Source organism: Nonomuraea sp. NPDC005650 (assembly GCF_040605375.1).
In the GTDB taxonomy this organism is placed as follows: Bacteria; Actinomycetota; Actinomycetes; order Streptosporangiales; family Streptosporangiaceae; genus Nonomuraea.
Genome location: NZ_JBEXCR010000003.1, coordinates 445,752 through 471,361, shown reverse-complemented (window position 1 = coordinate 471,361; position 25,610 = coordinate 445,752). Strand labels below are relative to the sequence as shown.

The following is a 25,610-nucleotide window of genomic DNA, read 5'->3' as shown; positions in this document are numbered from 1 at the left end:
ACTGCTCGGCCGCCTTCAACGCGCCCGCGTTGTCGCCCTGGGCGCTGCGCACGTACGAGAGCACCCACAGGGCCTTGCACCGCTCCTTGCTCGCGGTGGGGTTGGCCTGGAGCGCCCGCTCCAGGTAGAGCCGTCCCTCGCGGACGAAACCGCAGCACACCCACATGAACCACAACGACGACAGCAGGGTCAGCGCCAGCACCGACTTGCCCGGCGACTTGAGCGCGTGGTCGAGCGCCACCCGGACGTTGTCGTGCTCCTGCCGCATGCGGACGAACCAGTAGATCTGCCGCGGCCCGGACCAGGCGTCCTCGCTGCGCTGGGCCAGGCTCAGGTAGTACTCCAGGTGCCGCTGCTGCATCTGCTCCTTCTGCCCGAGCTTGTCGAGCCACTCCTCACCGTATTCGGCGAGGGTGTCGATGAGCTTGTAGCGGACACCGGCGTGATTGCTCCTGATCAGCAGGATGGACTTCTCGACCAGCCCCGTGACCAGATCGGTGATGTCCTCGGACGGCAGCCGCCCGTCGGAGCACACGAACCTGGCCGCGTCCAGCTCGAAGTCCTTGGCGAACACCGACAACCGCGCCCACAGCAGCCGCTCCGCGGGCTCGCACAGCTCGTGACTCCACCCGATGGCCGCCCGCAGCGTCTGGTGGCGCGGCAGCGCCGTCCGGCTCGCGCCCGCCAGCAGGCTGAACCGGTCGGCCAGCAGCCCGAGGATCTGCTCCACCGACAACGCCCGCAGCCGCACGGCCGCCAGCTCGATCGCGAGCGGGATCCCGTCGAGCCTGCGGCACAGCTCGGCCACCGCGCCGATGTTGTCCTCGTCGAGCTCGAAGTCGGGCACGCTCGCCCCGGCGCGCGCGACGAACAGCTGCACGGACTCGTTCGTGAACAGGTTTTCGTCCGGGTCCTCGTACGGCACCTGCAACGGCGGCACGGGCACCACGTGCTCGTACGGCAGGTTCAGCGACTGGCGGCTCGTGGCCAGCACCTTCAGATTGGGCGCCGCCTCCAGCAACTCGTGCACGAGCTCGGCACACCCGTGCACCATATGTTCGCAGGTGTCGATGATGAGCAGCATGTCGCGCTCGCCCACCCACTCCGACAGCGACTCGGACTCGGCCCGCGAGGACTGGTCGGCGATGCCGAGCGCGGAGGCGATGGTGTGCTTGACCATGCCCGCGTCCTGCAACCGCCCGAGATCGGCGAACCACACGCCGTCCGGGTACTGCGACCGGACCTGGTGCGCGAGCCTCAGCACCGTGCGCGACTTGCCCACGCCCCCGATGCCTGTCACGGTCACCAGGCGGGACTCGCCGAGGTGCCGTTTGAGGTTGGCGAGGAGCCGGGTCCGGCCGATGAAGCTGGTGAGCTCCGCCGGTAGATTGCCGTCTCGCTGCCAGCCTGTCGGGGTTGCCATGCGCAGCCTCACGGGGGATAGGCGACACCTGCTCTCGCATCGTACCGCCGCCACCCCCGCCTGTCCCTGGACCTGCGGACACACCGGGCACTGGTTTGTCGGCCCGAGTAGCATGTCCGGCGTGAACGATTTTCTACCGGAGCAGACAGCTGACGACCGGGACGAGGGCTGGGGCGACTGGCCGGAGCCCGACCCGGACGCCTTCTACCTGGACAACAAGCCTCCACACTGGGCCTGAAAGCACGGCCTTCCACGACGGGGGCGCTTCGCGCTCGGGGCTCCAGACAGCGCCTCCCAAGGGGGCCCCGCCCCCTTTCGATCCCCCGAAACCCCCGCTCGCTCCGCTCGCGAGTCGCCCACCCGTTGACCGGTTACCCGGTGGGCCCGCTGGAGCCCACCCCGGGCCAAAAGGGCCTCGCTCCGCTCGGACTGCCCTTCCTAGGCGCGCCTGGCGGCGCACCCGCGCCTGGCGGCGCACCCGCGCCTGGCGGCGCACCCGCGCCTCCGGCGCCATCGAGCCCACCCGTTGACCAGCGAAGCGGTGGGCCAACCGATGCCCACCCCGGACCGCGCGCTTTCCGGCCCGCGACGGCCGATCGCGCATGGCGCGGTTGACGGCCGGTTACATGTCAAGAGCCCGTCATCCGATCTCGTATCGAGAAACACACCCGAGAAGGGGACGCCTCAATCTTGTCCTACCCTCTCGAGAGCGCGGGATCCCGCCAGCCAGCTTGGCTCAAGCTTGGCGCCGGATCGGCACACCATGCACCCTCAAGGAGGCGATCCGCGACCTTCGGAGGTGCTATCTCATGCAACGCCCCGGCACTGGCGGCGGCGTACGGCTGCCATATGGCGCGATCTGAGATCCGCGCCACCATCCGCCGCGGTGATGACCTGGCCGTAGCCGGCCTCGTTCTGGGCTATCTGGCTTTCTGCATGGCCGTTCTCTTCCTCATCTACAGCACCTTCAACCGTTAGGGGTGCTGAAGTCCGGCCGATGTCAGCTCCGGCCGTAGCCAACGTGCCATGTCGTCCGGGCTGCCCTTGACACCTTCGTGTGGGGCATTCAGGCTCACATGTGCGCAAGGAGTCGCAAGCCCCAAACGTAGGAGACCATCATGGCACTAGCGTTCTACGGCAAGGACCCCACCAACCCAGGCAACAACTGCCCGGCCGTCTTCAGGGACCCCGTCACGGGTGACTTCTTCTTCCAAGGCGCGACCGTAACGGACCCGGAGATACTCGCGTGGGTCAACGACAAGAGCCCGATCCTGGATAGCGAATCGGTTGTGCGCCTGCCGGCGCGCATGATCGAGATCATCATGGAGGCATGCCGTGGCAGACTTCAGCGAACTCCTGGCGACGTGTGAGCGCACTGCGTTCAAGCTGGAGATGCGCGACCAGTACATGACCGGTGACCCTGGTTATCTGGCCTGGGAGGCTGGCGATGTCGATGAGGCTGTTCGTCAATATTCGGACTGGACAGCCACGGCACGGTCCGCTGTCGCGCGGGGTGTAGCCATGCATCGGGTCCGCATCGTGTCGGAGCCTGTCAGCGCCTACATCGCCTTCGAGCACACGGTTACTCCCGGCGTCAATCTGTCCGCCGGGGAGGTGATCAGGTGGCTCCCGCGGCGGTTGGCGTCTGACCTGGCTCTGCCAGGAAACGATGTATGGATCTTCGATGACAGACTGGTTCAGTTCTGTCATTTTGCGGGGGATGGCGCGTGGATCTCCAACGACGAGACCGACGACGCCACCACGGTGAAGCTCTGTGCTGCCGCCTTTGCGGCGGCATGGGAACGGGCGACCGATCATTCGGAGTATCAGATCTGAGTGCCCTATTGATGACATCAGTCGCATAGATCCATGCACAGTTCGCACTCGCCCAGCTCCAGCGCCCAGGCGGCCAGGCAGGCGCTTGCATTGCGGCTACGCGATATCCGCCTCGATGCCGGCCTGAACGCCAGGGCGCTTGCGGCCCTTGCTGGTTGGCACGAGTCCAAGACCTCCCGGATCGAAAACGCCAAGAAGCAGCCATCTGAAAGCGACCTGGCCGCCTGGGTGCAGGCGTGTGGAGTGCCTGGCCTGCTGCCTGAGTTGGTTGCTGAGCTACGTGCGGTGGACTTGGCTTGGCTGGACTGGCGACGGGCGGAGAAGACCGGCCTCACCCATCTGAACGTCGCGGTGCGCGAGTTGTATGAACGTACCCGGCTATATCGCTCGTACTGCCAGGACGTCATTCCAGGTCTTCTTCAGACAGCCGGGTACACCACGGCAACGTTGGCGGCCATCCGTGACGGCAGGAAGGTGCCAGTGGATGATGTCGCCGATGCTGTCGCAGAGCGCATGGCCCGTCAGCACATCCTTTACGAGGGCAATCATCGCTTCGTCTTCATCTTGGAGGCAGCAGCGCTCACCTATCGGCGGGGCGGGCCTGAGGTGATGATCGGACAGCTCGGGTATCTGTTGGAGGCAATGGCGCTGCCATCGGTGTCCCTGGCTGTGATCCCGCCCGACGCGGAGCGTGCGGGCCGCTGGCCTGTCGAGAACTTCTACATCTTCGATGACGCGCAGGCCAACGTGGAGTTGGTGTCGGGCTTCCTTACGATCACCCAACCACGAGAGATCGAGATGTACGCCGAGACGTTCATGCGGTTCCACGAAATAGCCGTTTTGGGACGAGAAGCCCGAGCCCTTATCAAGCGAGCGATGGACTCCTTCGAATAGCGCCCGCAAGTATCCGCAAGTTTGTGGAGCCCTCGAAACGCCCCCTCCTACCGTCGAGGCATGGCCCGCACACACAGAACATCATCGGCTGACGACCTGCTATGCCAGCCGATACCGGAGGTGGAAGCGGCAGCGCAGAACGTGGCCCTTGATCGGGTCCTTGAGCATCTGACGGCCGCGGGGGTCCACGCCCAACTGATCAAGCGGATTGCCGACCGATGCGCGATCAAGCTTTACGCCACAGGCGAGACCCTTTGGCACCCTCCCAAGCTCATCATCTACGCGAACGCCGGATGGAGAATCGCCACGGTCACCATCGGCCCGCGGTCCGGTAGCTACATGGTCGAGCTGGCGCGCGTCGGACTCAAGAACGAGCCGTTGACCGACAGGGTAGAAGTCGTACCGGCGGCCATGTCGCACCGCGTCGGCCTGCTGATAGCGCAGAATGCGGGGGCACCCGTATGACCACCGTCGAGGAGCTGCGGAACAAGTACGGGACGACTTGGGAGATCTGCACCGAGCTGGCTTACGGTGCCGCTGCATGGCGGCGCACGTACCTCGCCCCGGCCGCGCTTGGACGCCACCGGGTCAACGTCATGTGCGCGGGCGGCCTTGACGGGCTGGCGGAGAGGCTGGCCACACAGGAGGCGACGCAATGAGCGCCAACACCTTTACAGCCCCCGATGCCCGGCATGTCGAGCTGGTTTGGGAGGCATCGCCCTTCGCAGCAGAAGGGCTACCTCTCCCCGGAATCTCATACGGTTATGCCGGGAACCTCAGGGCGTTCGCGCTGTCAGTCGACGGGCGCAAGGTCACCCTTCGCTCGTACTTGCCATTCAGCGATGGCAAGCCGCCCAAAGATCAGCCCTTTTTGAACGTCGGCGATGCGAAGGAGCGCGCCGAACAGCTCCTAGAACTGTTCGTCGGCCGTCTCTTCGCCGAATGCAACCCTCACTAGCGAGGCGCCGTAGACGCCTCCGGTTATGTGAGCGTGGCCGCCGCGTAGTCGGGGGCCACAGCCGCTGACCAGATCAAGGCAGGCGAACCCCAGCAATTGTTTCCTGTCTGAAGATCGCGCACACCCAGTCCCCGGGGGCCCGTACCCATGAGGAGGTCCCTGCATGTCCTCGGTGTCCATACCTGGCCATGTCGTCGGCAAAGAAGGATGAGCCGAAGAAGCCGGCGCAAGAGCCGACGAGGCAGGGCTATCCGCCGTGCAATCCGGTCGTTGTGTCGGTCGTCAACGGCGTCACAACCACGAGGTTGACCAAGTGCGGCAGGGCCGTGCAGGGGGCTAGGCAAAGGAATGCCCCAAAAATCTCCAAGACTTCCTTCAGAGCACAATTATCAATACCCCTCGGAGGCGCCAGAACAAGACGTCGTAGGAGATCAGAACACCGGCGTCACAAGAGACGTGTACCTGCACGTGGAGGCTGAAATGACCTTGGTAAAAGATCAACCCGTACAGCCCTGGGGTTTGGGACGAATGACCCCAACCTCGCCGGCTGTCTCAGAATTCCAAACAGTCGTGTTCGACCCCGAAACGCAACTCACTCACTTCTACGACGCCAATGGCGCGATCGTGGACATGGCGACGAGCACGGTAACTAAATCGAAGGGCGGCGGAGGCGACGGTTCAAGTGGCGCCACGGAAGTGACGGACGACACCAAGCCCGACGACGGCTGACGCATGCGGTCATCGCCACAGACCGTACTGGTCATCACGTCTCTAAGAGACGCCACAGCCAACATGGTCATCGAAGCCCTGATCGTGCGCCGCGTGCAGGTAGCCCGCATCGATCCCGCCGACATCGGTAGCGCGCTAACGTTCAGTGCTCACATCGGCGACGACCGCGCAGAGTGGGGCGGCTGGCTTCGGACTGCAAGCCGTGATGTCGCCCTGGAGGAGATTGGGGCGGCCTACTACCGCCGCCCCAGTTCTTGGCACAGCGACGCCTTCGACGACCAAGCGCAACGATTCGTGGTCACCGAGGCCCGCTACGGGCTCGGAGGACTGCTGAGGAGCTTGCCTAATTGTCGTTACGTCAACCATCCAGCCGCTGACGCAAGGGCAGATTTCAAAGTTACCCAGTTGCAGGCCGCCGCCAAGGTGGGTCTGAGGGCCCCCAAAACACTGATAACGAACGATCTCAACGCGGCCCAGGAATTCGCCCGCAAGCATGACCGAGTCATCTATAAGTCGTTTCGGGGTGCTCCACCCACTTCTGAAGGCCACGTCGGCGCGATATGGACCCAGCGAATCAGCTCAGATGATCTAGATGACTCGCTCTCGTTGACCGCCCACCTTTTTCAGGAGGAGATACAGAAGGCCGCAGATGTCCGGGTGACCGCAGTTGGCCAGAACGTGTTCGCGAGTAAGATCACCGCCCCAGGCGGCGCACTCGACTGGAGGTGCGGGGATTGGGGTGAACTGATCTACGAGGACATTGAGGTTCCCGAAGCAATCAGAAAGGCTATACACGCCTATCTCAACATGTTCGGCCTCGAATTCGGATGCTTTGACTTCGGTCTGGAGGGTGGCATCGATGATCAATCCACAGAAAGTTGGACATTCATTGAGTGCAACCCCAACGGTCAGTGGGGTTGGCTACCAAACTCGGACTCGATAGCGCGAGCTTTCGCTCACGTACTACTGGAAGGATGGTGGTCATGAGCGACATTTCCCGAACGCTCCGCCACGAGCTGGCGGACACAATAGGGTCCCTCGGCTGGCGCACCGCGATAGAAACGGTACCCCGCGAGCGGTTCCTGGGAGAGGCCGTCTTCCTGCGTGACAAGGACCGAGGCGACCTCTGGACGCCGGTTCAGCGCTCCGACATGAGTGCAGACGAGTGGCTGTCTCGGGCCTACGCTAACGAGACATGGGTGACCCAGGTGAACGGCGTCATGGCTGAAGAGGCGACGGGGACCGTGACAGGGCAGCCTAGTTCGTCGTCCACCTTCCCCGGCTTGGTGGTACTGATGCTGGAGGCGGCCCAAATCGGCGAGGGCGACAAGGTCCTGGAGATCGGCACGGGTACGGGCTACTCAACCTCGCTGATGTGTCAGCGACTAGGCAACGCTGCGGTCACATCGGTCGAGTACGACCCCACAGTTGCCATGCGCGCTCGCCAGGCGATCACTTCGGCAGGCTATGCACCCACCCTGATCGAAGGGGACGGGTTGTACGGACACGCAGAGGGCGCCCCATACGATCGGTTGATCGCAACCTGCTCAGTGCGCGTCATCCCCTGGGCATGGCCGCGCCAGGTCCGAGCAGGAGGAACCATCACTGCCCCCATGTGGGGCTGGATGGGTGGGACTGCCTTCGCGCACCTCACCGTGGCCGACGACGGCACCGCGAGCGGCCGTTTCCTGAAAGACGACCTGTACTTCATGACCGCACGATCCCATCTGCCTCCTCCGCGTCCCCCGATGGTCAAAGGCATCGGTGACGCGCGTGAGAGCAGAATCGACCCGTCCATTCTCCACAACGAGACAGCCCTGTGGGTCGCCCAACTCGCCGTTCCACAAGGGCAGTTCTCTTGGGAGACAGACACGATATTCCTCGTCGACGTTGGCACCGGCTCACGAGCTGATACACGGCCAGATCCCGAGCACGGGTGGACGGTTTACCAACATGGGCGGGTCAGCTTGTGGGACGAGGTGGAGAAGGCCATCTTGACGTGGCAGGAGGCTGGCCAACCTCATCAATCCGGCTTCGGCCTCACGGTGACATCAAAGAGCCAGCAGGTGTGGCTCGGCGACCCCGATGGGCCTAGCTGGGACCTACCGGCCTGACGCAGAAGGCCCCTAGCCGACGCCGGGGCCTTCATTAGTTCATTTGGCGAGTCGGAAGCCGACGATCAATCCAACGATGAACATCACCAGCGCCGGCAACGCTGGTGGCAAGAAGTGAGTGATCAGATCGAAGCAGTCTTCGAGCCCCTGGGCATCCGCTGGCTGGACGCCCTGCGGGCCAACCCCCGAGCGGGGTTCATCCCCGAGCAGGCGTGGGCTCACCCGGACGGAGACGACACGGGCCGCCTGATCGACAGGAGCATTGATCCGGCCGACTGGGAGAAAGTCGTCGGATCCGACGTCCCGATCATCACGCAGATCGACGACGGCCGGGCCCCGATCAGCGTCGGCGGCGGCGGATTCTACACCTCCTCGTGCTCGATGCCGTCCATCGTGGCCGCCGAGCTGGAGCTGCTGGGGTTGAAACGCGACGACGACGTGCTGGAGATCGGCACCGGCACCGGCTGGACGGCCGGGCTCATCTCCCACTACGTGAAGCACGGCAGAGTCGTCACCGTCGAGGTGGACCAGGAGATCCACAGCCAGGCGGTACGCAACCTGGCCCGCGCCAGGTCCAGCGTCCTGCCGGTCTTCGGCGATGGGATGCTCGGCTACCCCGACGGAGCACCGTATGACGCGGTGCATGTGACGGTCGGCTCGACCTGCGCGTCACCGGCATGGATCGCCCAGACGAGGCCTGGCGGAACGGTGGTCTTCCCGTGGATGCCCACATGGTCGTCTCACGGCGGGGCGTTCGTCGCGTTGCGCCCCCTCGGCGACGGAATCGCCGTGGGCCGCTTCGGCCCGGGCTGCGCGTTCATGATGATCCGCTCCCAGCGCGACAAGGAGCAGTTCATCCTCGGCGACGATCGGCGCGAGCGGCCCGCCCGCATCGACCCGCAGCGTCTTGCCGGCGAGTGGGCGGCCGTCATCGCGCTCGTGGCCACACTGCCTGGCGTCTCCTGCTCGGCCGGAGTGAACGGCGGCGGGTTCATCCTGCACGCCTACACGGATGCCGCTGCCGCACACGTGGCCTGGGACGAGGACGCGGGCGACTGGATCGTCCGGTATGGAGGCGACCGTGACCTGTACGCCGAAGCCGAAGAGGCGTTCACGCGCTGGCTGTCCCTCGGTAGTCCATCGGCCCACCGCTACGGGTACACGAGCACACCGGACGGCGACACGATCTGGCTGGACACCCCCGCCCACGTGGTCGGCTCGTTCTGACAGAACACAGAACGAGCCCAGGGCGGCAGATTCGGCCGGCGTCCAGCCCTGGGGGGCACAGCACCTGCGATAACGCCATGAAATGACCGTGACCTGGGCCAGGACGCTGGTGTTGAGCTGATGGTCCTGAGAGTTTTCGGGGGAGATCGCTGTGCAGGGATGTGCGGACCGCATCGCGGCGCATCCCTTGGGTCCTACGGACGGAGCACGATCTTGCCGTGGGCGTGCCCCCGCTCCAACTCGCGGAAGGCGTCCCGCACCCCCTCCAGCGGGTAGGTGCGGGCGATCGGCACCTCAAGCTCCCCGCGCCCGGCGAGCCGGGCCAGCTCGCCGAGCACGACCGCGCACGCCGCCGCGCCTTCTCCGTAGGTCCGCGCGCCGACCTTGGCCGCCGCCTGCCAGTCGCGGATCGTGTTGATCCGTTCGGGCCGCACGCCCAGCTCCACCGCCAGCTCCACGTAACCGTCGCCGAACGTGTCGATGAACGCGTCCACGGTCCCGCCGCCGGCCTGCCGGATCCGATCCGCCACGCCCTCCCCGTACTCGACCGGGATGACACCGCGATCCTTCAGCCAGGCGTGGTTCGGCTCGCTCGCCAGCCCGATCAGCGTGGCGCCGCGCCTCCTCGCGAGCTGCACGGCGAGGGAACCGACGCCGCCCGCCGCGCCGGACACCACGACCGTGTCGGCCGGTCCGGGGTCGACCGCGAACACGGTGGCGTACGCGGTCGTGCCGGCCACGTACAACGACCCGGCCACGTCCCAGGACAGGCCCTCCGGACGCGAGGTCAGGTCCACGTCGTCGACCACGACGAACTCCGCCTGGCTGGCCCTGCTATGGGTGTAGCCGAGTACCTCGTCACCCACCGCGAAACCGCGTACCTGCGGACCGGCCTCCACCACGACGCCGGCCAGGTCGCTGCCCTGTCCGGAGGGGAACGTCGCCGGCCAGCGCTCGTGCAGCTCGCCGGCGCGGATATGGGCCTCGCCCGGGTTGATCCCGGCCGCCCTGACCCGTACCAGCACCTGCCCGGGGCCGGGCGCCGGGCGCTCCACCTCCTCGACCCGCAGGACGTCGATGTCGCCGTACTCGTGGAACCGCACTGCCTTCATCGCGTGATCACCGCTCTCGTTCTCTCGTTCGGACGTGCCCTGGAGGGCCACGTCCCCACCATGCCTTCGCCTCCGGCGGCGCGGGAGCGGAGCGGTCTCCCTAGGATCGGCGGTCCCAGGATGCGTTTGGCGAACGGTGATATCACTACCGATATGGGGATGAACCGCGACGAACTCGCCGACTTCCTGCGCCGGTCCCGGGAACGGCTGGCTCCACGGGACGTCGGGCTGGTCGAGGGACCGAGGCGGCGCACGCCGGGACTGCGCCGCGAGGAGGTCGCAGCGCTCGCCGGGATGTCGCCCGACTACTACATGCGGCTCGAACAGGCCAGGAGCCCGCAGCCCTCGGTTCAGCTGCTGGCCGCGCTGACCCGCGCGCTCCGGCTGACCGCCGACGAGCGGGACCACCTGTACCTGCTCGCCGGGCACCGCCCGCCGGAAGGGGCGCGCGCCGGGGAGTACCTGCGGCCGAGCATGCTGTACGTCCTCGACCGGCTGGACAGCGTTCCGGTCCAGGTTCTGAGCGATCTGGGCGACCTGCTGGCGCAGAACGACATGGCGCAGGCGTTGTTCGGGTGCGTGTGCACGGTGGCCCGGGAGGACCGCAACATCGTGCTGCGCTGGTTCACCGAGCCGGACGTACGCGGCCACTTCGCGGTCGAGGAGCATGAGGAGCACGCCCGGCAGTTGGTCGCCGACCTGCGCGCCGCGGTGGCCCGCCGCGGGGACGACGCGGCATCCCGCACGCTCGTCACGCGGCTCCACGCGGTCAGCGCGGAGTTCACGGCGCTCTGGGACCGGCACGAGGTCGCGGTGCGCAGGTCACACCCGTACCGGCTCACGCATCCCGAGCTCGGCAGGATCGAGTTCGACTGCGAGGTGCTGGCGACGCCCGCGGCGGACCAGCGACTGCGGGTCTTCACCCCGCCGCCCGGCGGCACCGAGGCGCTGGACCTGCTGCGCGTGCTCGGCCCGCGGCATCGGCACGACACCGCCGCGACGCGGGCGACGACGAGGGCGGGCGCGGCGACGAGGGCGGGCGCGGCGACGGAAGGGGGCGGCGACCCGCGTACGCCGTGAGCACCGGCCGGGCGACCGGAACGCTGCCCGAAAAGCCTTTCCGGCCTGGTGGGGAGCGCCCCTATTGTGGGGCCGGTGACAACTCAAGTGATCGTGCTCAACGGCGGCTCCAGTTCGGGCAAGTCCGGGATCGTCCGGTGCCTGCAGGCGGTCCTGCCGCAGCCGTGGCTTGCCTTCGGGGTCGACTCCCTGCTTGAGGCGATGCCCGCGTCCATGCAGGGGTCGGAGGCGGGCATCGAGTTCGCTCCGGACGGCGGGGTGAGCGTCGGGCCGGAGTTCCGGATGCTGGACGCGGCGTGGGCCGAAGGGGTCGCCGCGATGGTCCGCGCGGGTGCCCGGGTCATCATCGACGACGTCTTCCTCGGGGGAGCGGCCTCCCAGGAGCGGTGGCAGAAGGCTCTGGCCGGGCTGAACGTGCTGTGGGTCGGCGTCAGGTGCGAGAGCGCGGTGGCCGCGGGCCGTGAGGTCGCCCGTGGGGATCGGGTGCGGGGGATGGCCGAGTTGCAGGCGGAGATCGTCCACCAGGGCGTGACGTACGACCTGGAGGTGGACACCACACACACCGAGTCGCTGGAGTGCGCGCGGGCCATCGCCGCGCGGGCCGGCTGACGGCCACCGACCCGATCGGACCCGACCCGGCCCGACCCGATCCGACCCGACCGGAGCAGGAGGAGCCGTGACCCCGTACGAGACGCAGGAGGAGCCGTGACCCCGTACGAGCTGCGCGCCGCCACCCCCGCCGACTACGACCCTATCGCCGCCGTCGTCGACGACTGGTGGGGGCGGCCGATCCTGCCCTCCCTGCCCAGGCTCTTCCTCGACCACTTCCACCGGACGAGCCTGATCGCGGAGGGCCCGGCGGGCCTGGCGGGATTCCTGATCGGGTTCATGTCCCCGTCCGAGCCCGACGAGGCGTACATCCACTTCGTCGGCGTCTGCCCGGAGGCCAGGACGGGCGGCCTCGCGCGCACCATGTACGAGCGCTTCTTCGACCTGGCGCGCGACCACGACCGCGGCGTCGTGAAGGCCATCACCTCGCCCGTCAACCGGACGTCCATCGCGTTCCACGGCCGCATGGGATTCGAGGTCAGCGAGCCCGTCCCCGGCTACAACGGCCCGGGGACCGCCCTGGTGACCTTCAGCCGCACCCTCTGACGTCACTTTGCGTGACATATAGCGCACGTATCGTATGCATTCCTCGAAATCGGGAATGCCACACGACGATCACGTGCGCAAGGAGGAGCGGTGGCCGGACGTCGCGACCGGATGGGGCTGGCCGGTGAGCTGATCGCCGAGTTCGCCGGGACGATGGTGCTCATTCTGTTCGGGGTCGGCGTGGTCGCCCAGGTGGTCGCGGGCAAGCTCGGCGACCACGACAGCATCGCCTGGGCATGGGGGATCGGCGTCACGCTCGGCGTCTACGTCGCCGGCCGGACCACGGGCGCGCACCTCAACCCGGCGGTCACGCTGGCGTTCGCGGTCTTCCGCGGCTTCCCCTGGGGCAAGGTCGTGCCGTACGCGCTGGCGCAGACGGCCGGGGCCTTCGTCGCGGCGCTCATCGTCCGGTGGAACTACACCGAGGTGCTGTCCATGGTGGACCCCGGGCACACGATCAAGACCCAGGGCGTCTTCTCGACCCTGCCCGGCAACGGGGTGCTGCCGGTGGACATGTGGGGCGGGTTCCGCGACCAGATCATCGGCACCGCCATCCTGCTCTTCGTCATCTTCGCCGTGTCCGACGTCGCCAACATGGCCCCCGGCGCGAACCTCGGCCCCGTGGTCATCGGCCTGCTCATCGTGGCGATCGGCATGTCCTTCGGCACCGACGCCGGCTACGCGATCAACCCGGCCCGCGACTTCGGGCCGCGCCTGGCGAGCTACTTCACCGGCTACTCCACCGCCTGGCGAGATCAGCACGGCGACCTGTACTTCTGGGTGCCGATCGTCGGCCCGCTGATCGGCGCTCTCGTCGGGGCCGGCCTTTACCAGGCGTGCATCGCCCGGTTCCTCCCGCCGAGCGAGGAGCGCGGCATCGTGCAGCCGGTGGAGATCTGACCGGAATCTTGCAGAGGAGAAAGACATGCCCGAGTTCGTGGGAGCCGTCGACCAGGGCACCACCAGCACCCGATTCATGGTCTTCGACCACGACGGCGCCGAGGTGGCCAAGTACCAGCTCGAACACGAGCAGATCCTGCCGAGGGCGGGCTGGGTCGAGCACAACCCGATCGAGATCTGGACGGTGACGGCGGCCGTGATCCAGACGACGATCCAGCGTGCCGGGCTGCAGGCCAAGGACCTGGCGGCCCTGGGCGTCACGAACCAGCGCGAGACCACGGTCGTCTGGAACCGGCGGACCGGCCGCCCGTACTACAACGCGATCGTGTGGCAGGACACCCGTACCGACCGCATCGCCGCCGCTCTGGAGCAGGACGGACGCGGGGAGGTCATCCGCGACAGGACGGGGCTGCGGCCGGAGGCGTACTTCTCCGGCGGCAAGATCCAGTGGATCCTGGAGAACGTGGACGGCGTCCGCCAGGACGCGGAGCGCGGCGAGGCCGTCTTCGGCAACACCGACACCTGGACCCTGTGGAACCTCACCGGCGGCGTCAAGGGCGGCGTGCACATCACCGACGTGACCAACGCCAGCCGCACCATGCTGATGGACCTGGAGACGCTCGACTGGGACGACGAGCTGCTGTCGTTCTTCGGGATCCCGCGCCGGATGCTGCCCGAGATCCGGCCGTCGGCCGACCCCGCCATGTACGGGACCACGCTCCCGTACGGGCCGGTCGGCGGGGAGGTGCCGATCGGTGCGATCCTGGGTGACCAGCAGGCGGCCACCGTCGGCCAGGTCTGCTTCGCGCCCGGCGAGGCCAAGAACACCTACGGCACCGGCAACTTCCTGCTGCTCAACACCGGCACCGACAGCGTGCGCTCACAGAGCGGGCTGCTCACCACGGTGGCCTACAAGTTCGGGGACCAGCCGGCCGTGTTCGCGCTGGAGGGGTCCATCGCGGTGACCGGCTCGGCGGTGCAGTGGCTGCGCGACCAACTGCACGTCATCACCTCCGCGGAGCAGACCGAGGCGCTCGCCCGGCAGGTGGACGACTCCGGGGGGATGTACTTCGTGCCGGCGTTCTCCGGCCTGTTCGCCCCGTACTGGCGGGCCGACGCCCGCGGCGTGATCGTCGGCCTGTCGCGCTACAACACCGACGCCCACCTCGCCAGGGCCACCCTGGAGGCGATCTGCTACCAGAGCCGCGACGTCGTGGAGGCGATGCAGCAGGACTCCGGCGTGGTCCTGGACGTGCTCAAGGTGGACGGCGGCGTCACCTCGAACGACCTGTGCATGCAGTTCCAGTCCGACATCCTCGGCGTCCCGGTCAGCCGCCCGGTGGTGTCGGAGACCACCGCCCTCGGGGCCGCGTACGCCGCCGGGCTCGCCTCCGGCTACTGGAGGGACGTCTCGGAGCTGCGGGCGCACTGGGCGGAGGACCGCCGCTGGGAGCCCAGGTGGAGCGAGGAGCGCCGGGAGGAGGCGTACGCGGGCTGGAAGAAGGCCGTGACCAGGTCGTTCGACTGGGCCTAGCTGACCACGTCTTTCCGCCGGAAGCGCCGGAACGCGAGGGCGATCAGGATGGCCGCGTACGTGACCGACACCGACGCGCCCTTCGCCATGCCGCTCCAGTCCAGCTCCGGCATCAGCGCGTCGAGCCAGGCGTTGTTCCAGAACGTGGGCAGGAACTCGCGCAGCGACCCCAGCGCCTCCACCGCCTGCAGGATGTTGCACACGATCCAGAGCCCGACCGCCCCGCCGACCGCGCCGAGCGGGGAGTCGGTCATGGTGGAGACGAGGAACGCGAGCGCGGCCACCACGAGCTGGCTGACCAGCGCGTACCCGATCACGATGCCGAAGCGCGGCAGCACGTCCAGGGCCGGGATCGTCTCGCCCGTGCCGGGCACCTGGATGTCGTTCCAGCCGAACGCCAGCGTGCCCGCGAGCAGCGCCATCAGCGGCAGGCAGATCACCGCCGCCGCCGAGTAGCCCAGCGCCACGATCAGCTTCTGCCGCAGCAGCCGGTCGCGGGGGACCGGCGCGGCCAGCAGGTAGCGCAGTGACGACCAGTTGGCCTCGCTGGCCACGGTGTCGCCGCAGAACAGCGCGACGGCCACCACCAGCAGGAAGCTGGCCGACACCGACAGGGCGAACGCGGCGAAGTTCAGGCCGCTCGCCGTCGCCAGGTCGGAGATGCGCAGCGACGACTGCCCCTGCCCGCTGGACTGCGGCCCGAACTGGAACGCGATCACCAGGATCCACGGCAGCGCCAGCAGCAGCCCGAACATGACCAGCGTCCGCCGCCGCTTGAACTGCCTGACGATCTCCACGCGCAGCGGCAACGTGCGACGGGGCGCGTAGCCCGGCGCGGCGACGGTCATGACTTGTCTCCGATGAGGTCGAGGAACACGTCTTCCAGGCGCGGCCCGTGCCCGTTGGTGGTGACGGCGGCCGAGGTGAGCAGCTGCGACACCGGCCCGGCCGAGACCAGGCGGCCCCGGTGCATGACCACCACGTGGCTGCAGGTCTGCTCGACCTCGGCCAGCATGTGGCTGGAGACGATCACGGTACGGCCGTCGCGCGCGTAGCGCTTGAGCACCTCGCGCATCTCCCGGATCTGGGGCGGGTCGAGACCGTTCGTGGGCTCGTCGAGCACCAGCAGGTCCGGCAGCCCGAGCATGGCCTGGGCGATGGCCAGCCGCTGGCGCATGCCCTGCGAGTACGTGCGCACGGCCCGATCCAGGGCCTTGCCCAGGCCGGCGATCTCCAGCGCCTCGTCGAAGTGCGCGTCGGCGGCGGGCCGTCCGGTGGCGGCCCAGTACAGCTCGATGTTGTCCCGCCCGGACAGGTGCGGCAGGAACCCCGGCCCCTCGACGAACGACCCGAGCCTGGACAGCACGGGCGCTCCCGGCGTGACGCGGTCGCCGAAGATCCGGATCTCGCCGCCGTCCGGCTGGATGAGGCCCATCATCATGCGCATCGTGGTCGTCTTGCCCGCGCCGTTCGGCCCGAGCAGGCCCAGGACCTGGCCCCGCTCGACGCGGAACGACAGCCCGTCCACGGCCAGCTCGCCGTTCCGGTACGCCTTGGTCAGCCCGCTGATCTCCAGCGGCACGTCCTTGTCGCCGGCCCCGCCGCTCTCCGGGGCGCCGGGCGCGGTCCGGCGGCGGGACGGGACGCGCCCCGTCACCAGCAGCACGGCGGCGACGACCACGGCGGCCAGCGGCATCGCCCACACCCACCACGCCACCCCGGTCGGGGGAGCGGCCAGCGTGCGGACCGTCGGCACCGCGAGCGCGGGGGAGGCCAGGGACACCTGGTACGCGGCGGGCGCGGCGGCGGTCGCGAAACCCATGTCCGTCGTGGTCAGGACCAGGCGGAGCCGGTGCCCCACGGCGAAGCGGTAGTCCACGGCGGGCAGGGTGACGGTGACCTCCGCGCTGCCCGCGCCCTCCGGGATCGTCACCCGGACCGGCGCCACCAGCCCGGCGGGCAGGGCGGGCGGCTGGGCGCCCTCGGCCACGTCGTACAACTTGGCGAACAGCGTCGCCTCGCCCTTGCCCGACACCCTGACCCGGACCGTGGAACTGCCGGTGAGCTGGAGCGGGGCGGTGAGCGGCCGGGACTCGAACGCGGCGCTCTGTCCCGGCATGTCGATGGACACGCTCGTGTTGCTCTGCCCGCCGGCCAGCAGGCCGCCGATGCCGGGCACCGTCGAGATGGAGGCGGGCGCGCCGCCGGGCGGGTTGACGATGTTCTGGGCGGGGCCGTTCAGCTGCACCGTGGTGGTGTCGGTGCCGGCCAGGCCGGGGTAGGAGGCGGCCTCGGGGTGGAGGCGGATGCGCTGGCGGGTGCCGGGGTCGCGGCCGCCGTCGCGCGTCACCGTGAACGCGCTCACCGCCGGGGCGGACTTGTCGCCCTTCAGGTAGCGGGCGAACCAGGCCGTGGACTGCTCGAACACCCAGTCCGCCTCGCCGTTGCCGCCGTCGTGCCCGCCGTCGAACCAGGCCAGGCTCACCGGGGTGCCGGCCGCGGCGATCGCCTTGGCGTTGGCGTCGGCGTGGCCGAGCGGGAAGAGCGAGTCGCGCTGGCCCTGGATGAGCAGGGTCGGCGCCTTGATCTGGCCGGCCACGGTGATCGGGCTCGACTTGCGCAGCAGGGCGACGGCCTCCGGCGTGGCCTTGCCGTCCTTGGCGACCTGCTGGTAGACGTCGCAGATCGCGGGCAGGAACCTGCCGCACCGCGCCTGCTCGGGGGTCAGCGGCCCGGCGGCCTGCCGCTCCCCGCGCGCCGCGAAGCTGTCCAGCGAGACGCCCTGGCCGAAGAAGATGCCCGCCCACATGCGCTTGAAGACCCCGTTGGCGGCGTCCTGGCCGATGGCGGCGGGGCCGGTGCCCTGCGCGGCGGCGTTGGGGAAGAGCGCGTCGGCCAGGTCGGCCCAGGTGATCTGGGGCACGATGGCGTCGACCCGCTGGTCGTAGGCGGCCGTCATCAGGGCGATGGCGCCGCCGTACGAGCCGCCCGCGATGCCCACGCGCGGGTCGTTCGCGGCGTCGAGCTGGACCTCCGGGCGCTTGGCCAGCCAGTCGATCAGCTGCTTGACGTCCTTGACCTCGTAGTCGGGCGAGTTGAGCGCGATCTCGCCGGTCGAGCGCCCGAACCCGCGCGCCGACCAGGTCAGCACGGCGTAGCCCTGCTGGGCGACGCGGATGGCCTGCTCCCGCGTGCTCTGCTTGCTGCCGCCGAAGCCGTGCCCGATCAGCACGGCCGGCGCCTTGCGGCCGTCGGGCGGCGGGAAGAACGTCGTGTCGAGCTCCACCCGTTGGTCGTCGGACGGCCCGTCGACGACGCTGATCATCTGGTCCTGGCCCCGCACCTTGGGAGCCGACGGCCACACGAGCCACGTCGTCACCCCGATGAGGGCGAGCGCCGCTACCAGCGCGGCCACACGCTTCATGACCGTGAGCCTACTTTCCGCACCTGAGAGATCCCTGAGATCAAGTCCTGACCTGCGGGATCAGGCCAGGATGGCGTAGACGGTCGTCGCGTGGGCGGCGGTCTCGGAGCTGCCCGCGGCCGTGAGGGTGACCTCGGAGAAGGCCAGGGTGCGGCCCAGCTTCGTGATGCGGACGTCGATCAGGACGTCCTTGCCCATCACCGGCCGCTGGAACGTCGTCGACTGCTGCACCGTCGTCATCGGCACGAACGTGCCGCGCGCCGAGGAGATGGCGATGACCGTGGCGGTGTCGGCGGCGGCCATCATCGCCTGGCCGCACAGCCCGCCGCCCTCGCGGGCCAGGTCGTCGGACCACGGGAGCCGCACGACGGCGTGGCGCTCGCCCACCTCCTCCACGCGCAGCCCGAGCCGCTGGATCCAGGGGGCGAAGTATTCCTGGAGGATCGCCTCTGCGTCTGCTGGAGTCACGCGCTCATGATGCCCGCAGGACCGCCCCGCCGCTCCTGGCGCGGTCGCTTGCTTCCTGTCCGGGTGCCGGTATAGGGCGGAAGTACGACGTACGAGTGCGGGGGGTGGGCGGCATGCCGGGTGTGACCGGGCGGTCGGCGGTCGAGGTGTTCCTGCCGGCGACCTACGAATCTGCCGTCCCGTACGACCTGTTCGCCGAGCTGCGGGCGGACTCCCCGGTCTGCTGGATCCCCGAGCCCGCCGTCGGCCCCTGGCGGGAGGGCCCCGGCTACTGGGGGGTGTTCAGGCACGCCGACGTCAAACACGTGCTGCGCAGCCCCGAGGACTTCTCCTCGCACCTCGGCGCCACCCAGATCCGCGATCCCGACACGCCGGGCGACCTGGCGTTCGTGCAGGTCCAGATGTTGAACATGGACCCGCCCGGCCACTCCAGGCTGCGCAGGATCGTGGCGGCGGCCTTCACCCCGCGTGCCGTGCGCGCCCTGGAGCGCACGATCGCCGGGCGGGCCGCGGCGCTGTTCGCGGCGGGCGAGTGCGATTTCGTGGAGGTGGCCGCCGACCTGCCCGTGTGGACGCTGGCCCACGTCATGGGCGTTCCGGCGCGGGACAAGCGGTTGCTGTACGACTGGGCGTCGCGGGTGATCGGCTACCAGGACGCCGACTACGCGGGCCTGTCCACGGCCGACGTCGAGTCGCTCACCCCCATGGGCCGCCTGGCCGTCGCGGCCAGGCCGGAGCTCGCGCCGGGGGTGAACCCGCGGTCGAAGGCCGCGCTGACCGACATGTTCGCCTACGCGCACGCCCTGGCCGAGACCCCGGCGGACGGCGAATCCGTCATGTCAGCCATGCTGAAGGGCGGCCTGACGGAGGCGGAGTTCGAGAACATGTTCTTCCTCTTCGCCGTCGCCGGCAACGAGACCCTGCGCAACGGCATCCCCGGAGGGCTGCTCACGCTCCTCCGGCACCCCGCCGAGCTGGCCCGCCTGCGCGCGGACCCGTCGCTGCTCGGCTCCGCGGTTGAGGAGATGCTCCGCTTCTGGCCGCCTGTCATGCACTTCCGGCGCACGGCCACGCGCGATTTCACCCTGGGCGACCGGCTCATCCGCGCCGGGGACAAGGTGGTCGTCTACCACGCCTCCGCCAACCGCGACCCGTCCGTCTTCCCCGACCCCGACCGCTTCGACGTCGCCCGCACCCCGAACGACCACGTCAGCTTCGGCTTCGGCCCTCACTTCTGCCTCGGCGCCCACCTGGCCCGCGCGCAGTTCCGCTCGGTGTTCACGGAGCTGCTGCGCGACTGGGACGTCGAGCCGGCGGGCACCCCGCGCCGGCTGACCTCCAACTTCCAGAACGGGCTCAAGCACCTCCCGGTACGCCTGACGAGAAGGCGCCCCTGACCGGACCCGCCCCGCCGCCGGGGGGAAAACCGGAGGCGGCGGGACAGGGGGCTCGCCTACGCTCCCACCCATGGACTACTTGGGCGTCAACAGGGCCAACTGGAACGGGCGGGTCCCCATCCACGTCGCCAGCGACTTCTACGACGTCGAAGGCTTCAAGGCGGGCCGGATCTCCTTGAAGGGGTTCGAGCGGGACGAGGTCGGCGACGTGACCGGCCGCCGCCTGCTACACCTCCAGTGCCACTTCGGCCTCGACACGCTGTCCTGGGCCAGGCTCGGCGCCGAGGTGACCGGCCTCGACTTCTCCGACGCCGCCATCGAGCAGGCCAGGGCCATCGCCGCCGAGTGCGGCATCCCGGCTCAGTTCGTCACCGCCGACGTCTACGACGCGGTCGAGGCGCTCGGCGGGGCCACGTACGACATCGTCTACACCGGCCTCGGCGCGCTGGTGTGGCTGGCCGACCTCACGAGCTGGGCGCGGACGGTCGCCGCGCTGCTGAAGCCGGGCGGATTCCTTTACCTCGCGGAGTTCCACCCGTTCGCCGACATCCTGGACGACGAGACGGGCACCACCGTCACCCACGACTACTTCGACCGAGGGCCCCACGTCTATGAGTACCCGCACACCTACACCGGCAGCGAAATCCTGGAGCACCAGACCTCCGTGCAGTTCCAGCACGGCCTCGGCGAGGTCGTCAGCGCGGTGACGGCGGCGGGGCTGCGGGTCGAGTTCCTGCGTGAGCGCGACCGCACGTTCTTCCGCCGCTTCGCCACCCTGGTCGGCGACCGGGGGGACTACCGCGTCCCGGAGGGCGCACCGAGGATCCCGCTCCTGTACTCCCTGCGGGCCTCGGCGTAGCTCGGACCTGCGATTACATTGCCTGGCATTACCCCAGCAACACCGCAACGTGCGGAACCGTAAGATTCAGTCCCGTGAAGTCTCCAGCATCTCTCAAGAGGGCCGCAGCGTGGGCCCTGCCGTACTGGACCAGGGGCCAGGCGGGGCGTGAGACGCCGCAGGATCTGTTCAGGGTGCTCTATTTCGGCTGGCTGGCGGCGTTCACGCTCAAGCTGCTCGGCTCGGCGTGGGACGTTTCATGGCACTTCAAGTGGTTGCGGGATGACCTCGCCCCGCCCCACCTGCTCAACTCCGCCGGCACGGCCATCGCCGTCGCGCTGACCGTCATCCACGGCTACACCGGCTACGGCGTGGACAAGGCGGCGCTCCGGCTGATCCAGTGGGGCACCGGGATCTTCCTGGTCGCGGTCCCCCTCGACCTGATCAACCACCGCGTCAACGGGCTCGACATCACCTCGTGGAGCCCGTCGCACATCATGCTCTACCTTGGAACGTTTTTCATGATCGCGGGCGTGATCCGCGGCTGGTTCATGGGGGCGCCGCCGGGGCGGGAGCGGACCGTCGTGCTGGGCGCGTTCCTCGCGTTCTTCCTGGAGAACGTGCACTTCCCCGAGCAGCACCAGGAGTACGGCATCCTGTCGATCGGCGCCTGGGACAACCACGCGACCTACGCCGAGCCGATCCTGCTCCAGTTCGCGGCCGACCAGATGAAGCGGCCGGTCGACCGGGCGATGATGGAGGCGTTCTCGCTGCCCGTCCCCGACTTCCTCTACCCCGTCTACGCGGTGGTCGTCGGGGTGTCGGTGCTGGTCGCGGCCAGGGCGCTGATCGGCAGGTTCGGGGCGGCCACGCTGGTGGCGGCGGCCTACGTGGGGGTCCGCACAGTGCTCTGGCCGCTGCTGACGTTCACCGCGTTCCCGCCGTCGGCGGTGCCGTTCTTCCTGGTCGTTGCGGGGCTGGTGGTGGACCTCGCGTTCCTGGTGCGCCTGCCGTACGTGCGGGCCGTGCTCGGCGCCGCCGGTGCCACGGCCGCCGCCTACGGCGCGCTGGTGGCGCAGAACGCGGTCATGGGCGGCGTCTACAGCGCGATCAAGGACCAGAAGGGGCTGCTCGGAGCGCCCCCGCTCGCCACGTCGTCGGCGCTCTGGGCGGGGCTCGGCCTGCTGGTCGTCTGGCTGGCGGTCGAATGGCTGGCCGGCAGGCGGCGCGCGGCTCAGCCGATCGAGGCCCGGGTGATCGCCACCGCCACGCCGTAGGCCAGCCCCATCACGCCCACCTCGGCCGCCGCCCAGCCCACCAGGGCGGTGGCCCGGCCTTCGCGCACGGCGGGCATCAGGCGGAAGCGGATGTGGGCGGCCAGCGGCACCAGCGCGGCCACCAGGACCGTCTTGGTCACCACCAGCAAGCCGTAGTGGCTGGTCAGCAGCGCGTCGGGCAGCGTCACGCCGGGGGTGAGCGCCATCGTGCCGAGCCCGTTGACCAGCCCAGACAGCCCGACCAGGAGCAGGCACACCGTGGCGATCCTGGAGAACCTGGGCAGCACCACGGCCAGCAGCTCCCGATGCGGCGCCAGGAACACGGCCGTGGCCACCAGCCCGCCCGTCCACGCCGCCGCGCCCATCACGTGGATCTCCATCGAGACCATGATGGGGTCGTGCCAGATCGAGTTCACCGCGTGCCCGGTGACGGGGATGGGCAGCAGCCCGAACAGCGCCACGATCACCCGCAGCTCGGCGGGCACCTTCTCGCCGAAGCGCACCGCCATGAGCCCGATGCCCGCCGCCGCCAGCGCGCACGCCGCGCTGAACAGCAGCCCCTGGCCGGTGCCGACGGTTTCGACGTAGGCGGCGATCATCCCGAACGTCGGCACGCTGCCGGGATTGAGCTCGGCCGTCTGGAACACGATGGTGAGCAGCGCGCAGATCGCCCACGCCCAGGCGGCGAGCACGGCCAGCGGCCGCACCCGGAGCATGACGGGCTCGGTCCGCTCGGGCGCGTCGAACCCGAGCAGCTTGGGCAGCAGGCTCAGCCCGACCACGGCGACGGCGGCCAGGTCGAGCAGCACGCGCACGACCGGCAGCCCGACGGAGACCAGCGGGCCGGGCATGGGGATGCCGGGGACGGACTCCTGCGCGGTGAACGTGCTGGCCGCGACGGCGGCGACGACCGCGCAGACGCCGAACGCCCCGACGACCAGCCTCCCGCCGACGCGCCGGCGGGGGAGGGGCGGCGCGGCGACGCTCATGCCCGTGCCCCTTCGCCGGAGGCGCCGGACCGATCCCCCTCGGCGGGGGCCTCTCCGGCCGCGCTGGGGGCGGGGGCGGCCTCAGCCGGGGCCTCTCCGGCCGCGCCCGGGGCGGGCGTCTCCGCGGCCGGGCGGGGGCGGCGCAGGGCCACCGCCGTGCCGGCGGCGAGCAGGAGCAGGGCGCCCACGATCCACACCACCGCCATGCCCGCGCCGCCGTTGGCCGCGGCCTCGGCGGCCTCCGCGCTCGCGTCGCGCGCCGCCGGCCCGGTGGCCCCGTCAGCCGGGACGCCGGCGCCGGTGGCGCCAGAGGAGAGGGTGAAGGTGATCTTCCCGGTGACCGGGTGACCGTCGGCCGACAGGATCCGGTAGCCCACCGTGTACGCGCCCCCGGCCGGCAGCGGCTTGACCCCTACGGACACCCGCTCGGCGGCCACCTCCGCGGACCCGTCCGCCCACGAGGACCCGTCCGGGCCCGTCACGCCCACCTGCGCGTACCCCTGCCGCACCGCCTGGTCGAACACCAGCGTGACCCGCGCGGGCGCGGCCGTCAGCGTGGCCCCGTCCTTGGGGTCGCTGGAGACCAGCACGTTGTGCGCCTGCGCCGCGGGAACAGCGATCCCAGCGGCGGTGAAGGCGAGCAGCAGGACCGTGAGTAGCCGCCTCAAAGATCCGAACCTTCCAGCAACGACGACATCGAACCCGTATATGGTCCCATCCATGGCAGACCTGTTCGGCGGCGCGGCCCCCTACTACGCCAAGTACCGTCCGGGCCACGGGGATTCGGCCATCGAGCGGCTGGCGAAGACGTTCGGCGCGGACGGCACCGTGCTCGACCTCGGCTGCGGCCCGGGCACGGTGGCGATCCCGCTGGCCCGCGGCGTGCGCGAGGTCCTGGCCGTCGATCCCGACGAGGAGATGCTGGAGACGGGCCGGCGGCTGGCGGCGCGGGCCCGCAACATCCGGTGGTTGCGCGGCGACTCGACGACGCTGCGCGAGCTCCCGGCGTTCGGCGACGTGGACGCCACCACGTACGAGCACCGCCTGACATACGACCTGGACGCCGTGATCGGCCTGCAGCTCTCCTACTCCTACAGCGCCCCGGCCCGCCTCGGCGACCGGCTGGAGCCGTTCAAGGAGGCGGCCAGGAAGGCGCTGCTCGCGCTCAACCCCGCGGGCAGGTGGGAGTACACCGAGGTCACCGAGGTGCTGATCGCCCGCCGGCCGAACGGCTAGATGCCCATCGCCCGCCAGATCCGCCGGGTGAACCGGTTGATCAGGCCGATCTCCTCGCACAGCTCGCGCGTCCTGCCCACCGAGTCGTGGATCTCCCGCTTGGCGGCGGGATTGCGCAGATAGACCTCGGCCACCACGTGGGGCGGGATGCGGAAGCGCCGGATCATCGGCCCCGGGGGCGCCAGCATGATCCGGGCCATCACGCCGAGGATGACGGGCGAGATGACCCCCAGCAGGAGCCGCCGGTAGGCGGGCATCCGGGGCACCCGGTTACGCAGGTAGTGGCGGGCGAAGGAGATGTGCCTGGCCTCCTCCGCGATGTGGATCCGTATGATCGTCTCCTCCAGCGGGTGATGCGCCCGCTCGTCCTTCAGCACCTTGCGCTGCACGTGGTCGATCGGGTCCTCGCCGCCGAGCACGAACACGAAGAACAGCTCCGTCGAGATCAGCGGGATCCACGGCGCCACCTGCGCGATCACCGACAGCGGGCCGGGCATCCCGCGGATCGGTAAGCCGGTACGGTTCACGAACTCCTGGAACATCATCCCGTGATGCCCCTCTTCGATGGTCTCGTGATACACGTACCGGAACTCCGGCGACCCGTTCGGCAGCCGGTAGGCGTAGTTGAGCAGCCCGCGCTTGAGCAGGTTCTCGAACTGCAGCCCGACCTTCATCGCGGTGGCCACCCGCCACAGCCCGATCGCCGCCCGCACCTCGGGCGGGCGGCTGCGGTACCACGGGTGGCCGCCCAGCTTGTCGACCTCCGGCAGCTCCCAGCGCGGATCAGCCGGGTCCACGGCGAACTCGGGGTCGTCCCACGGGATGTCCCGGTACGGCTCCCAGTGCTTGTCGACCGACGCCTTCGAGAGGCGTTCGATGACCGCTCGGTAGGCGCTCCTGCCGGCGACCGGCTCGTCGCGCTCGCGGGCGGTGGCAGAGCTCGGTGCGGATGCCATCACGTGCTCCTCTCCTCGCCGCTAATTGTACGGAGCATCCAATAGCGTCGGAAGAGGGGAGGG

The 25,610-nt window shown here is 69.3% G+C and carries 28 protein-coding genes; 20 read left to right on the top strand and 8 right to left on the bottom strand.

What is annotated here, in order from left to right:
* Nucleotides 1-1,423: ATPase (locus ABZS69_RS07670; protein ID WP_355368166.1), on the bottom strand; the 1,423-nt coding region annotated here is incomplete at its 3' end.
* Between the two features lie 690 nt (nucleotides 1,424-2,113).
* Between ABZS69_RS07670 and ABZS69_RS07665 the strand changes: the two genes are divergently transcribed.
* From ABZS69_RS07665 to ABZS69_RS07615, 11 genes are all read left to right on the top strand, one after another.
* Nucleotides 2,114-2,401 (top strand): DUF4190 domain-containing protein, encoded by a 288-nt coding sequence (locus ABZS69_RS07665; protein ID WP_355368163.1) that lies wholly within the window; start codon nucleotides 2,114-2,116, stop codon nucleotides 2,399-2,401.
* Nucleotides 2,402-2,541: 140 nt separating this feature from the next.
* On the top strand, nucleotides 2,542-2,793 hold the full coding sequence (locus ABZS69_RS07660; RefSeq protein ID WP_355368159.1) for a hypothetical protein: 252 nt from the start codon (nucleotides 2,542-2,544) through the stop codon (nucleotides 2,791-2,793).
* Nucleotides 2,759-3,259 carry a DUF6879 family protein gene (locus ABZS69_RS07655; protein WP_355368156.1) on the top strand — a complete coding sequence of 167 codons (501 nt, stop codon included), beginning with the start codon at nucleotides 2,759-2,761 and terminating at the stop codon, nucleotides 3,257-3,259. The genes ABZS69_RS07660 and ABZS69_RS07655 overlap by 35 nt, the downstream gene beginning before the upstream one ends.
* A 33-nt stretch (nucleotides 3,260-3,292) precedes the next feature.
* On the top strand, nucleotides 3,293-4,153 hold the full coding sequence (locus tag ABZS69_RS07650) for a DUF5753 domain-containing protein (RefSeq protein WP_355368153.1): 861 nt from the start codon (nucleotides 3,293-3,295) through the stop codon (nucleotides 4,151-4,153).
* 60 nt (nucleotides 4,154-4,213) lie between these two features.
* Nucleotides 4,214-4,618: a hypothetical protein gene (locus tag ABZS69_RS07645; protein ID WP_355368150.1), complete on the top strand. Its 405-nt coding sequence runs from the start codon at nucleotides 4,214-4,216 to the stop codon at nucleotides 4,616-4,618.
* Nucleotides 4,615-4,812, top strand: coding sequence for a hypothetical protein (locus ABZS69_RS07640; protein ID WP_355368147.1), 198 nt, complete (start codon nucleotides 4,615-4,617; stop codon nucleotides 4,810-4,812). Before ABZS69_RS07645 ends, ABZS69_RS07640 begins: the two co-directional genes overlap by 4 nt.
* A complete protein-coding gene (locus ABZS69_RS07635) occupies nucleotides 4,809-5,111 on the top strand; it encodes a hypothetical protein (RefSeq protein WP_355368144.1) in 303 nt (100 codons plus the stop codon). Before ABZS69_RS07640 ends, ABZS69_RS07635 begins: the two co-directional genes overlap by 4 nt.
* A gap of 456 nt (nucleotides 5,112-5,567) precedes the next feature.
* Nucleotides 5,568-5,840: a putative ATP-grasp-modified RiPP gene (tgmA, locus tag ABZS69_RS07630; RefSeq protein ID WP_355368141.1), complete on the top strand. Its 273-nt coding sequence runs from the start codon at nucleotides 5,568-5,570 to the stop codon at nucleotides 5,838-5,840.
* A 3-nt stretch (nucleotides 5,841-5,843) separates the two neighbouring features.
* Nucleotides 5,844-6,827: an ATP-grasp ribosomal peptide maturase gene (tgmB, locus tag ABZS69_RS07625; protein ID WP_355368138.1), complete on the top strand. Its 984-nt coding sequence runs from the start codon at nucleotides 5,844-5,846 to the stop codon at nucleotides 6,825-6,827.
* Nucleotides 6,824-7,954: an ATP-grasp peptide maturase system methyltransferase gene (gene tgmC / locus ABZS69_RS07620; protein WP_355368135.1), complete on the top strand. Its 1,131-nt coding sequence runs from the start codon at nucleotides 6,824-6,826 to the stop codon at nucleotides 7,952-7,954. The genes tgmB and tgmC overlap by 4 nt, the downstream gene beginning before the upstream one ends.
* 114 nt (nucleotides 7,955-8,068) lie before the next feature.
* Nucleotides 8,069-9,181: a protein-L-isoaspartate(D-aspartate) O-methyltransferase gene (locus ABZS69_RS07615; RefSeq protein WP_355368133.1), complete on the top strand. Its 1,113-nt coding sequence runs from the start codon at nucleotides 8,069-8,071 to the stop codon at nucleotides 9,179-9,181.
* A gap of 194 nt (nucleotides 9,182-9,375) precedes the next feature.
* Here ABZS69_RS07615 and ABZS69_RS07610 read toward each other — a convergent pair whose 3' ends face one another.
* The gene (locus tag ABZS69_RS07610; RefSeq protein ID WP_355368130.1) at nucleotides 9,376-10,293 is read right to left on the bottom strand and encodes an NADP-dependent oxidoreductase; all 918 of its coding nucleotides are present in this window, start codon (nucleotides 10,291-10,293) and stop codon (nucleotides 9,376-9,378) included.
* A gap of 159 nt (nucleotides 10,294-10,452) precedes the next feature.
* Here ABZS69_RS07610 and ABZS69_RS07605 point away from each other — a divergent pair, with 159 nt between their 5' ends.
* From ABZS69_RS07605 to glpK, 5 genes are all read left to right on the top strand, one after another.
* Nucleotides 10,453-11,373, top strand: a complete 921-nt coding sequence (locus tag ABZS69_RS07605; protein ID WP_355368127.1) for a helix-turn-helix transcriptional regulator — start codon at nucleotides 10,453-10,455, stop codon at nucleotides 11,371-11,373.
* 75 nt (nucleotides 11,374-11,448) lie between these two features.
* Nucleotides 11,449-11,982, top strand: a complete 534-nt coding sequence (cpt, locus tag ABZS69_RS07600) for a chloramphenicol phosphotransferase CPT (protein WP_355368124.1) — start codon at nucleotides 11,449-11,451, stop codon at nucleotides 11,980-11,982.
* Nucleotides 11,983-12,078: 96 nt separating this feature from the next.
* Entirely contained in the window at nucleotides 12,079-12,528 is a 450-nt protein-coding gene (locus ABZS69_RS07595; RefSeq protein WP_355368121.1) for a GNAT family N-acetyltransferase, read from the top strand.
* Nucleotides 12,529-12,618: 90 nt separating this feature from the next.
* Nucleotides 12,619-13,428 (top strand): MIP/aquaporin family protein, encoded by an 810-nt coding sequence (locus tag ABZS69_RS07590; protein ID WP_355368118.1) that lies wholly within the window; start codon nucleotides 12,619-12,621, stop codon nucleotides 13,426-13,428.
* A 25-nt stretch (nucleotides 13,429-13,453) separates the two neighbouring features.
* Nucleotides 13,454-14,962, top strand: coding sequence for a glycerol kinase GlpK (gene glpK / locus ABZS69_RS07585; RefSeq protein WP_355368115.1), 1,509 nt, complete (start codon nucleotides 13,454-13,456; stop codon nucleotides 14,960-14,962).
* Here glpK and ABZS69_RS07580 read toward each other — a convergent pair.
* From ABZS69_RS07580 to ABZS69_RS07570, 3 genes are read right to left on the bottom strand one after another with little or no spacing between them, the layout of a single operon-like run.
* Complete coding sequence (locus ABZS69_RS07580) at nucleotides 14,959-15,810, bottom strand: ABC transporter permease subunit (RefSeq protein WP_355368112.1); 852 nt, start codon at nucleotides 15,808-15,810, stop codon at nucleotides 14,959-14,961. The two genes, glpK and ABZS69_RS07580, sit on opposite strands and share 4 nt — an antisense overlap.
* On the bottom strand, nucleotides 15,807-18,386 hold the full coding sequence (locus tag ABZS69_RS07575; protein WP_355368109.1) for a CocE/NonD family hydrolase: 2,580 nt from the start codon (nucleotides 18,384-18,386) through the stop codon (nucleotides 15,807-15,809). The genes ABZS69_RS07580 and ABZS69_RS07575 overlap by 4 nt, the downstream gene beginning before the upstream one ends.
* Before the next feature lie 60 nt (nucleotides 18,387-18,446).
* Complete coding sequence (locus ABZS69_RS07570) at nucleotides 18,447-18,854, bottom strand: PaaI family thioesterase (protein ID WP_355368106.1); 408 nt, start codon at nucleotides 18,852-18,854, stop codon at nucleotides 18,447-18,449.
* Between the two features lie 113 nt (nucleotides 18,855-18,967).
* Here ABZS69_RS07570 and ABZS69_RS07565 point away from each other — a divergent pair, with 113 nt between their 5' ends.
* The 3 genes from ABZS69_RS07565 to ABZS69_RS07555 all read left to right on the top strand — a co-directional run bounded on the left by ABZS69_RS07565 (nucleotide 18,968) and on the right by ABZS69_RS07555 (nucleotide 22,366).
* Nucleotides 18,968-20,251, top strand: a complete 1,284-nt coding sequence (locus tag ABZS69_RS07565) for a cytochrome P450 (RefSeq protein WP_355368103.1) — start codon at nucleotides 18,968-18,970, stop codon at nucleotides 20,249-20,251.
* A gap of 70 nt (nucleotides 20,252-20,321) precedes the next feature.
* Nucleotides 20,322-21,110: a class I SAM-dependent methyltransferase gene (locus ABZS69_RS07560; protein WP_355368099.1), complete on the top strand. Its 789-nt coding sequence runs from the start codon at nucleotides 20,322-20,324 to the stop codon at nucleotides 21,108-21,110.
* Nucleotides 21,111-21,184: 74 nt separating this feature from the next.
* Nucleotides 21,185-22,366, top strand: a complete 1,182-nt coding sequence (locus ABZS69_RS07555) for a hypothetical protein (RefSeq protein WP_355368096.1) — start codon at nucleotides 21,185-21,187, stop codon at nucleotides 22,364-22,366.
* Here ABZS69_RS07555 and ABZS69_RS07550 read toward each other — a convergent pair.
* Complete coding sequence (locus ABZS69_RS07550; protein WP_355368093.1) at nucleotides 22,324-23,355, bottom strand: CopD family protein; 1,032 nt, start codon at nucleotides 23,353-23,355, stop codon at nucleotides 22,324-22,326. The genes ABZS69_RS07555 and ABZS69_RS07550 overlap by 43 nt on opposite strands.
* Nucleotides 23,352-24,023, bottom strand: coding sequence for a copper resistance CopC family protein (locus ABZS69_RS07545; protein WP_355368090.1), 672 nt, complete (start codon nucleotides 24,021-24,023; stop codon nucleotides 23,352-23,354). The genes ABZS69_RS07550 and ABZS69_RS07545 overlap by 4 nt, the downstream gene beginning before the upstream one ends.
* A 52-nt stretch (nucleotides 24,024-24,075) precedes the next feature.
* Between ABZS69_RS07545 and ABZS69_RS07540 the strand changes: the two genes are divergently transcribed.
* A complete protein-coding gene (locus ABZS69_RS07540; protein ID WP_355368087.1) occupies nucleotides 24,076-24,591 on the top strand; it encodes a class I SAM-dependent methyltransferase in 516 nt (171 codons plus the stop codon).
* Here ABZS69_RS07540 and ABZS69_RS07535 read toward each other — a convergent pair.
* Complete coding sequence (locus ABZS69_RS07535) at nucleotides 24,588-25,547, bottom strand: diiron oxygenase (protein ID WP_355368084.1); 960 nt, start codon at nucleotides 25,545-25,547, stop codon at nucleotides 24,588-24,590. The genes ABZS69_RS07540 and ABZS69_RS07535 overlap by 4 nt on opposite strands.
* Nucleotides 25,548-25,610: the final 63 nt, after the last annotated feature.

What these genes read in the sequence shown, in the direction of transcription:
- ABZS69_RS07560 (WP_355368099.1), top strand. Translation starts at nt 20,322, where the DNA reads ATGGACTACTTGGGCGTCAACAGGGCCAACTGGAACGGGCGGGTCCCC.
- ABZS69_RS07610 (WP_355368130.1), bottom strand. Translation starts at nt 10,293, where the DNA reads ATGAAGGCAGTGCGGTTCCACGAGTACGGCGACATCGACGTCCTGCGG.
- ABZS69_RS07650 (WP_355368153.1), top strand. Translation starts at nt 3,293, where the DNA reads ATGCACAGTTCGCACTCGCCCAGCTCCAGCGCCCAGGCGGCCAGGCAG.
- ABZS69_RS07605 (WP_355368127.1), top strand. Translation starts at nt 10,453, where the DNA reads ATGAACCGCGACGAACTCGCCGACTTCCTGCGCCGGTCCCGGGAACGG.
- tgmB (WP_355368138.1), top strand. Translation starts at nt 5,844, where the DNA reads ATGCGGTCATCGCCACAGACCGTACTGGTCATCACGTCTCTAAGAGAC.
- ABZS69_RS07535 (WP_355368084.1), bottom strand. Translation starts at nt 25,547, where the DNA reads ATGGCATCCGCACCGAGCTCTGCCACCGCCCGCGAGCGCGACGAGCCG.
- ABZS69_RS07575 (WP_355368109.1), bottom strand. Translation starts at nt 18,386, where the DNA reads ATGAAGCGTGTGGCCGCGCTGGTAGCGGCGCTCGCCCTCATCGGGGTG.
- ABZS69_RS07580 (WP_355368112.1), bottom strand. Translation starts at nt 15,810, where the DNA reads ATGACCGTCGCCGCGCCGGGCTACGCGCCCCGTCGCACGTTGCCGCTG.
- ABZS69_RS07660 (WP_355368159.1), top strand. Translation starts at nt 2,542, where the DNA reads ATGGCACTAGCGTTCTACGGCAAGGACCCCACCAACCCAGGCAACAAC.
- ABZS69_RS07635 (WP_355368144.1), top strand. Translation starts at nt 4,809, where the DNA reads ATGAGCGCCAACACCTTTACAGCCCCCGATGCCCGGCATGTCGAGCTG.
- ABZS69_RS07550 (WP_355368093.1), bottom strand. Translation starts at nt 23,355, where the DNA reads ATGAGCGTCGCCGCGCCGCCCCTCCCCCGCCGGCGCGTCGGCGGGAGG.
- ABZS69_RS07565 (WP_355368103.1), top strand. Translation starts at nt 18,968, where the DNA reads ATGCCGGGTGTGACCGGGCGGTCGGCGGTCGAGGTGTTCCTGCCGGCG.
- ABZS69_RS07540 (WP_355368087.1), top strand. Translation starts at nt 24,076, where the DNA reads ATGGCAGACCTGTTCGGCGGCGCGGCCCCCTACTACGCCAAGTACCGT.
- ABZS69_RS07645 (WP_355368150.1), top strand. Translation starts at nt 4,214, where the DNA reads ATGGCCCGCACACACAGAACATCATCGGCTGACGACCTGCTATGCCAG.
- tgmC (WP_355368135.1), top strand. Translation starts at nt 6,824, where the DNA reads ATGAGCGACATTTCCCGAACGCTCCGCCACGAGCTGGCGGACACAATA.
- glpK (WP_355368115.1), top strand. Translation starts at nt 13,454, where the DNA reads ATGCCCGAGTTCGTGGGAGCCGTCGACCAGGGCACCACCAGCACCCGA.
- ABZS69_RS07640 (WP_355368147.1), top strand. Translation starts at nt 4,615, where the DNA reads ATGACCACCGTCGAGGAGCTGCGGAACAAGTACGGGACGACTTGGGAG.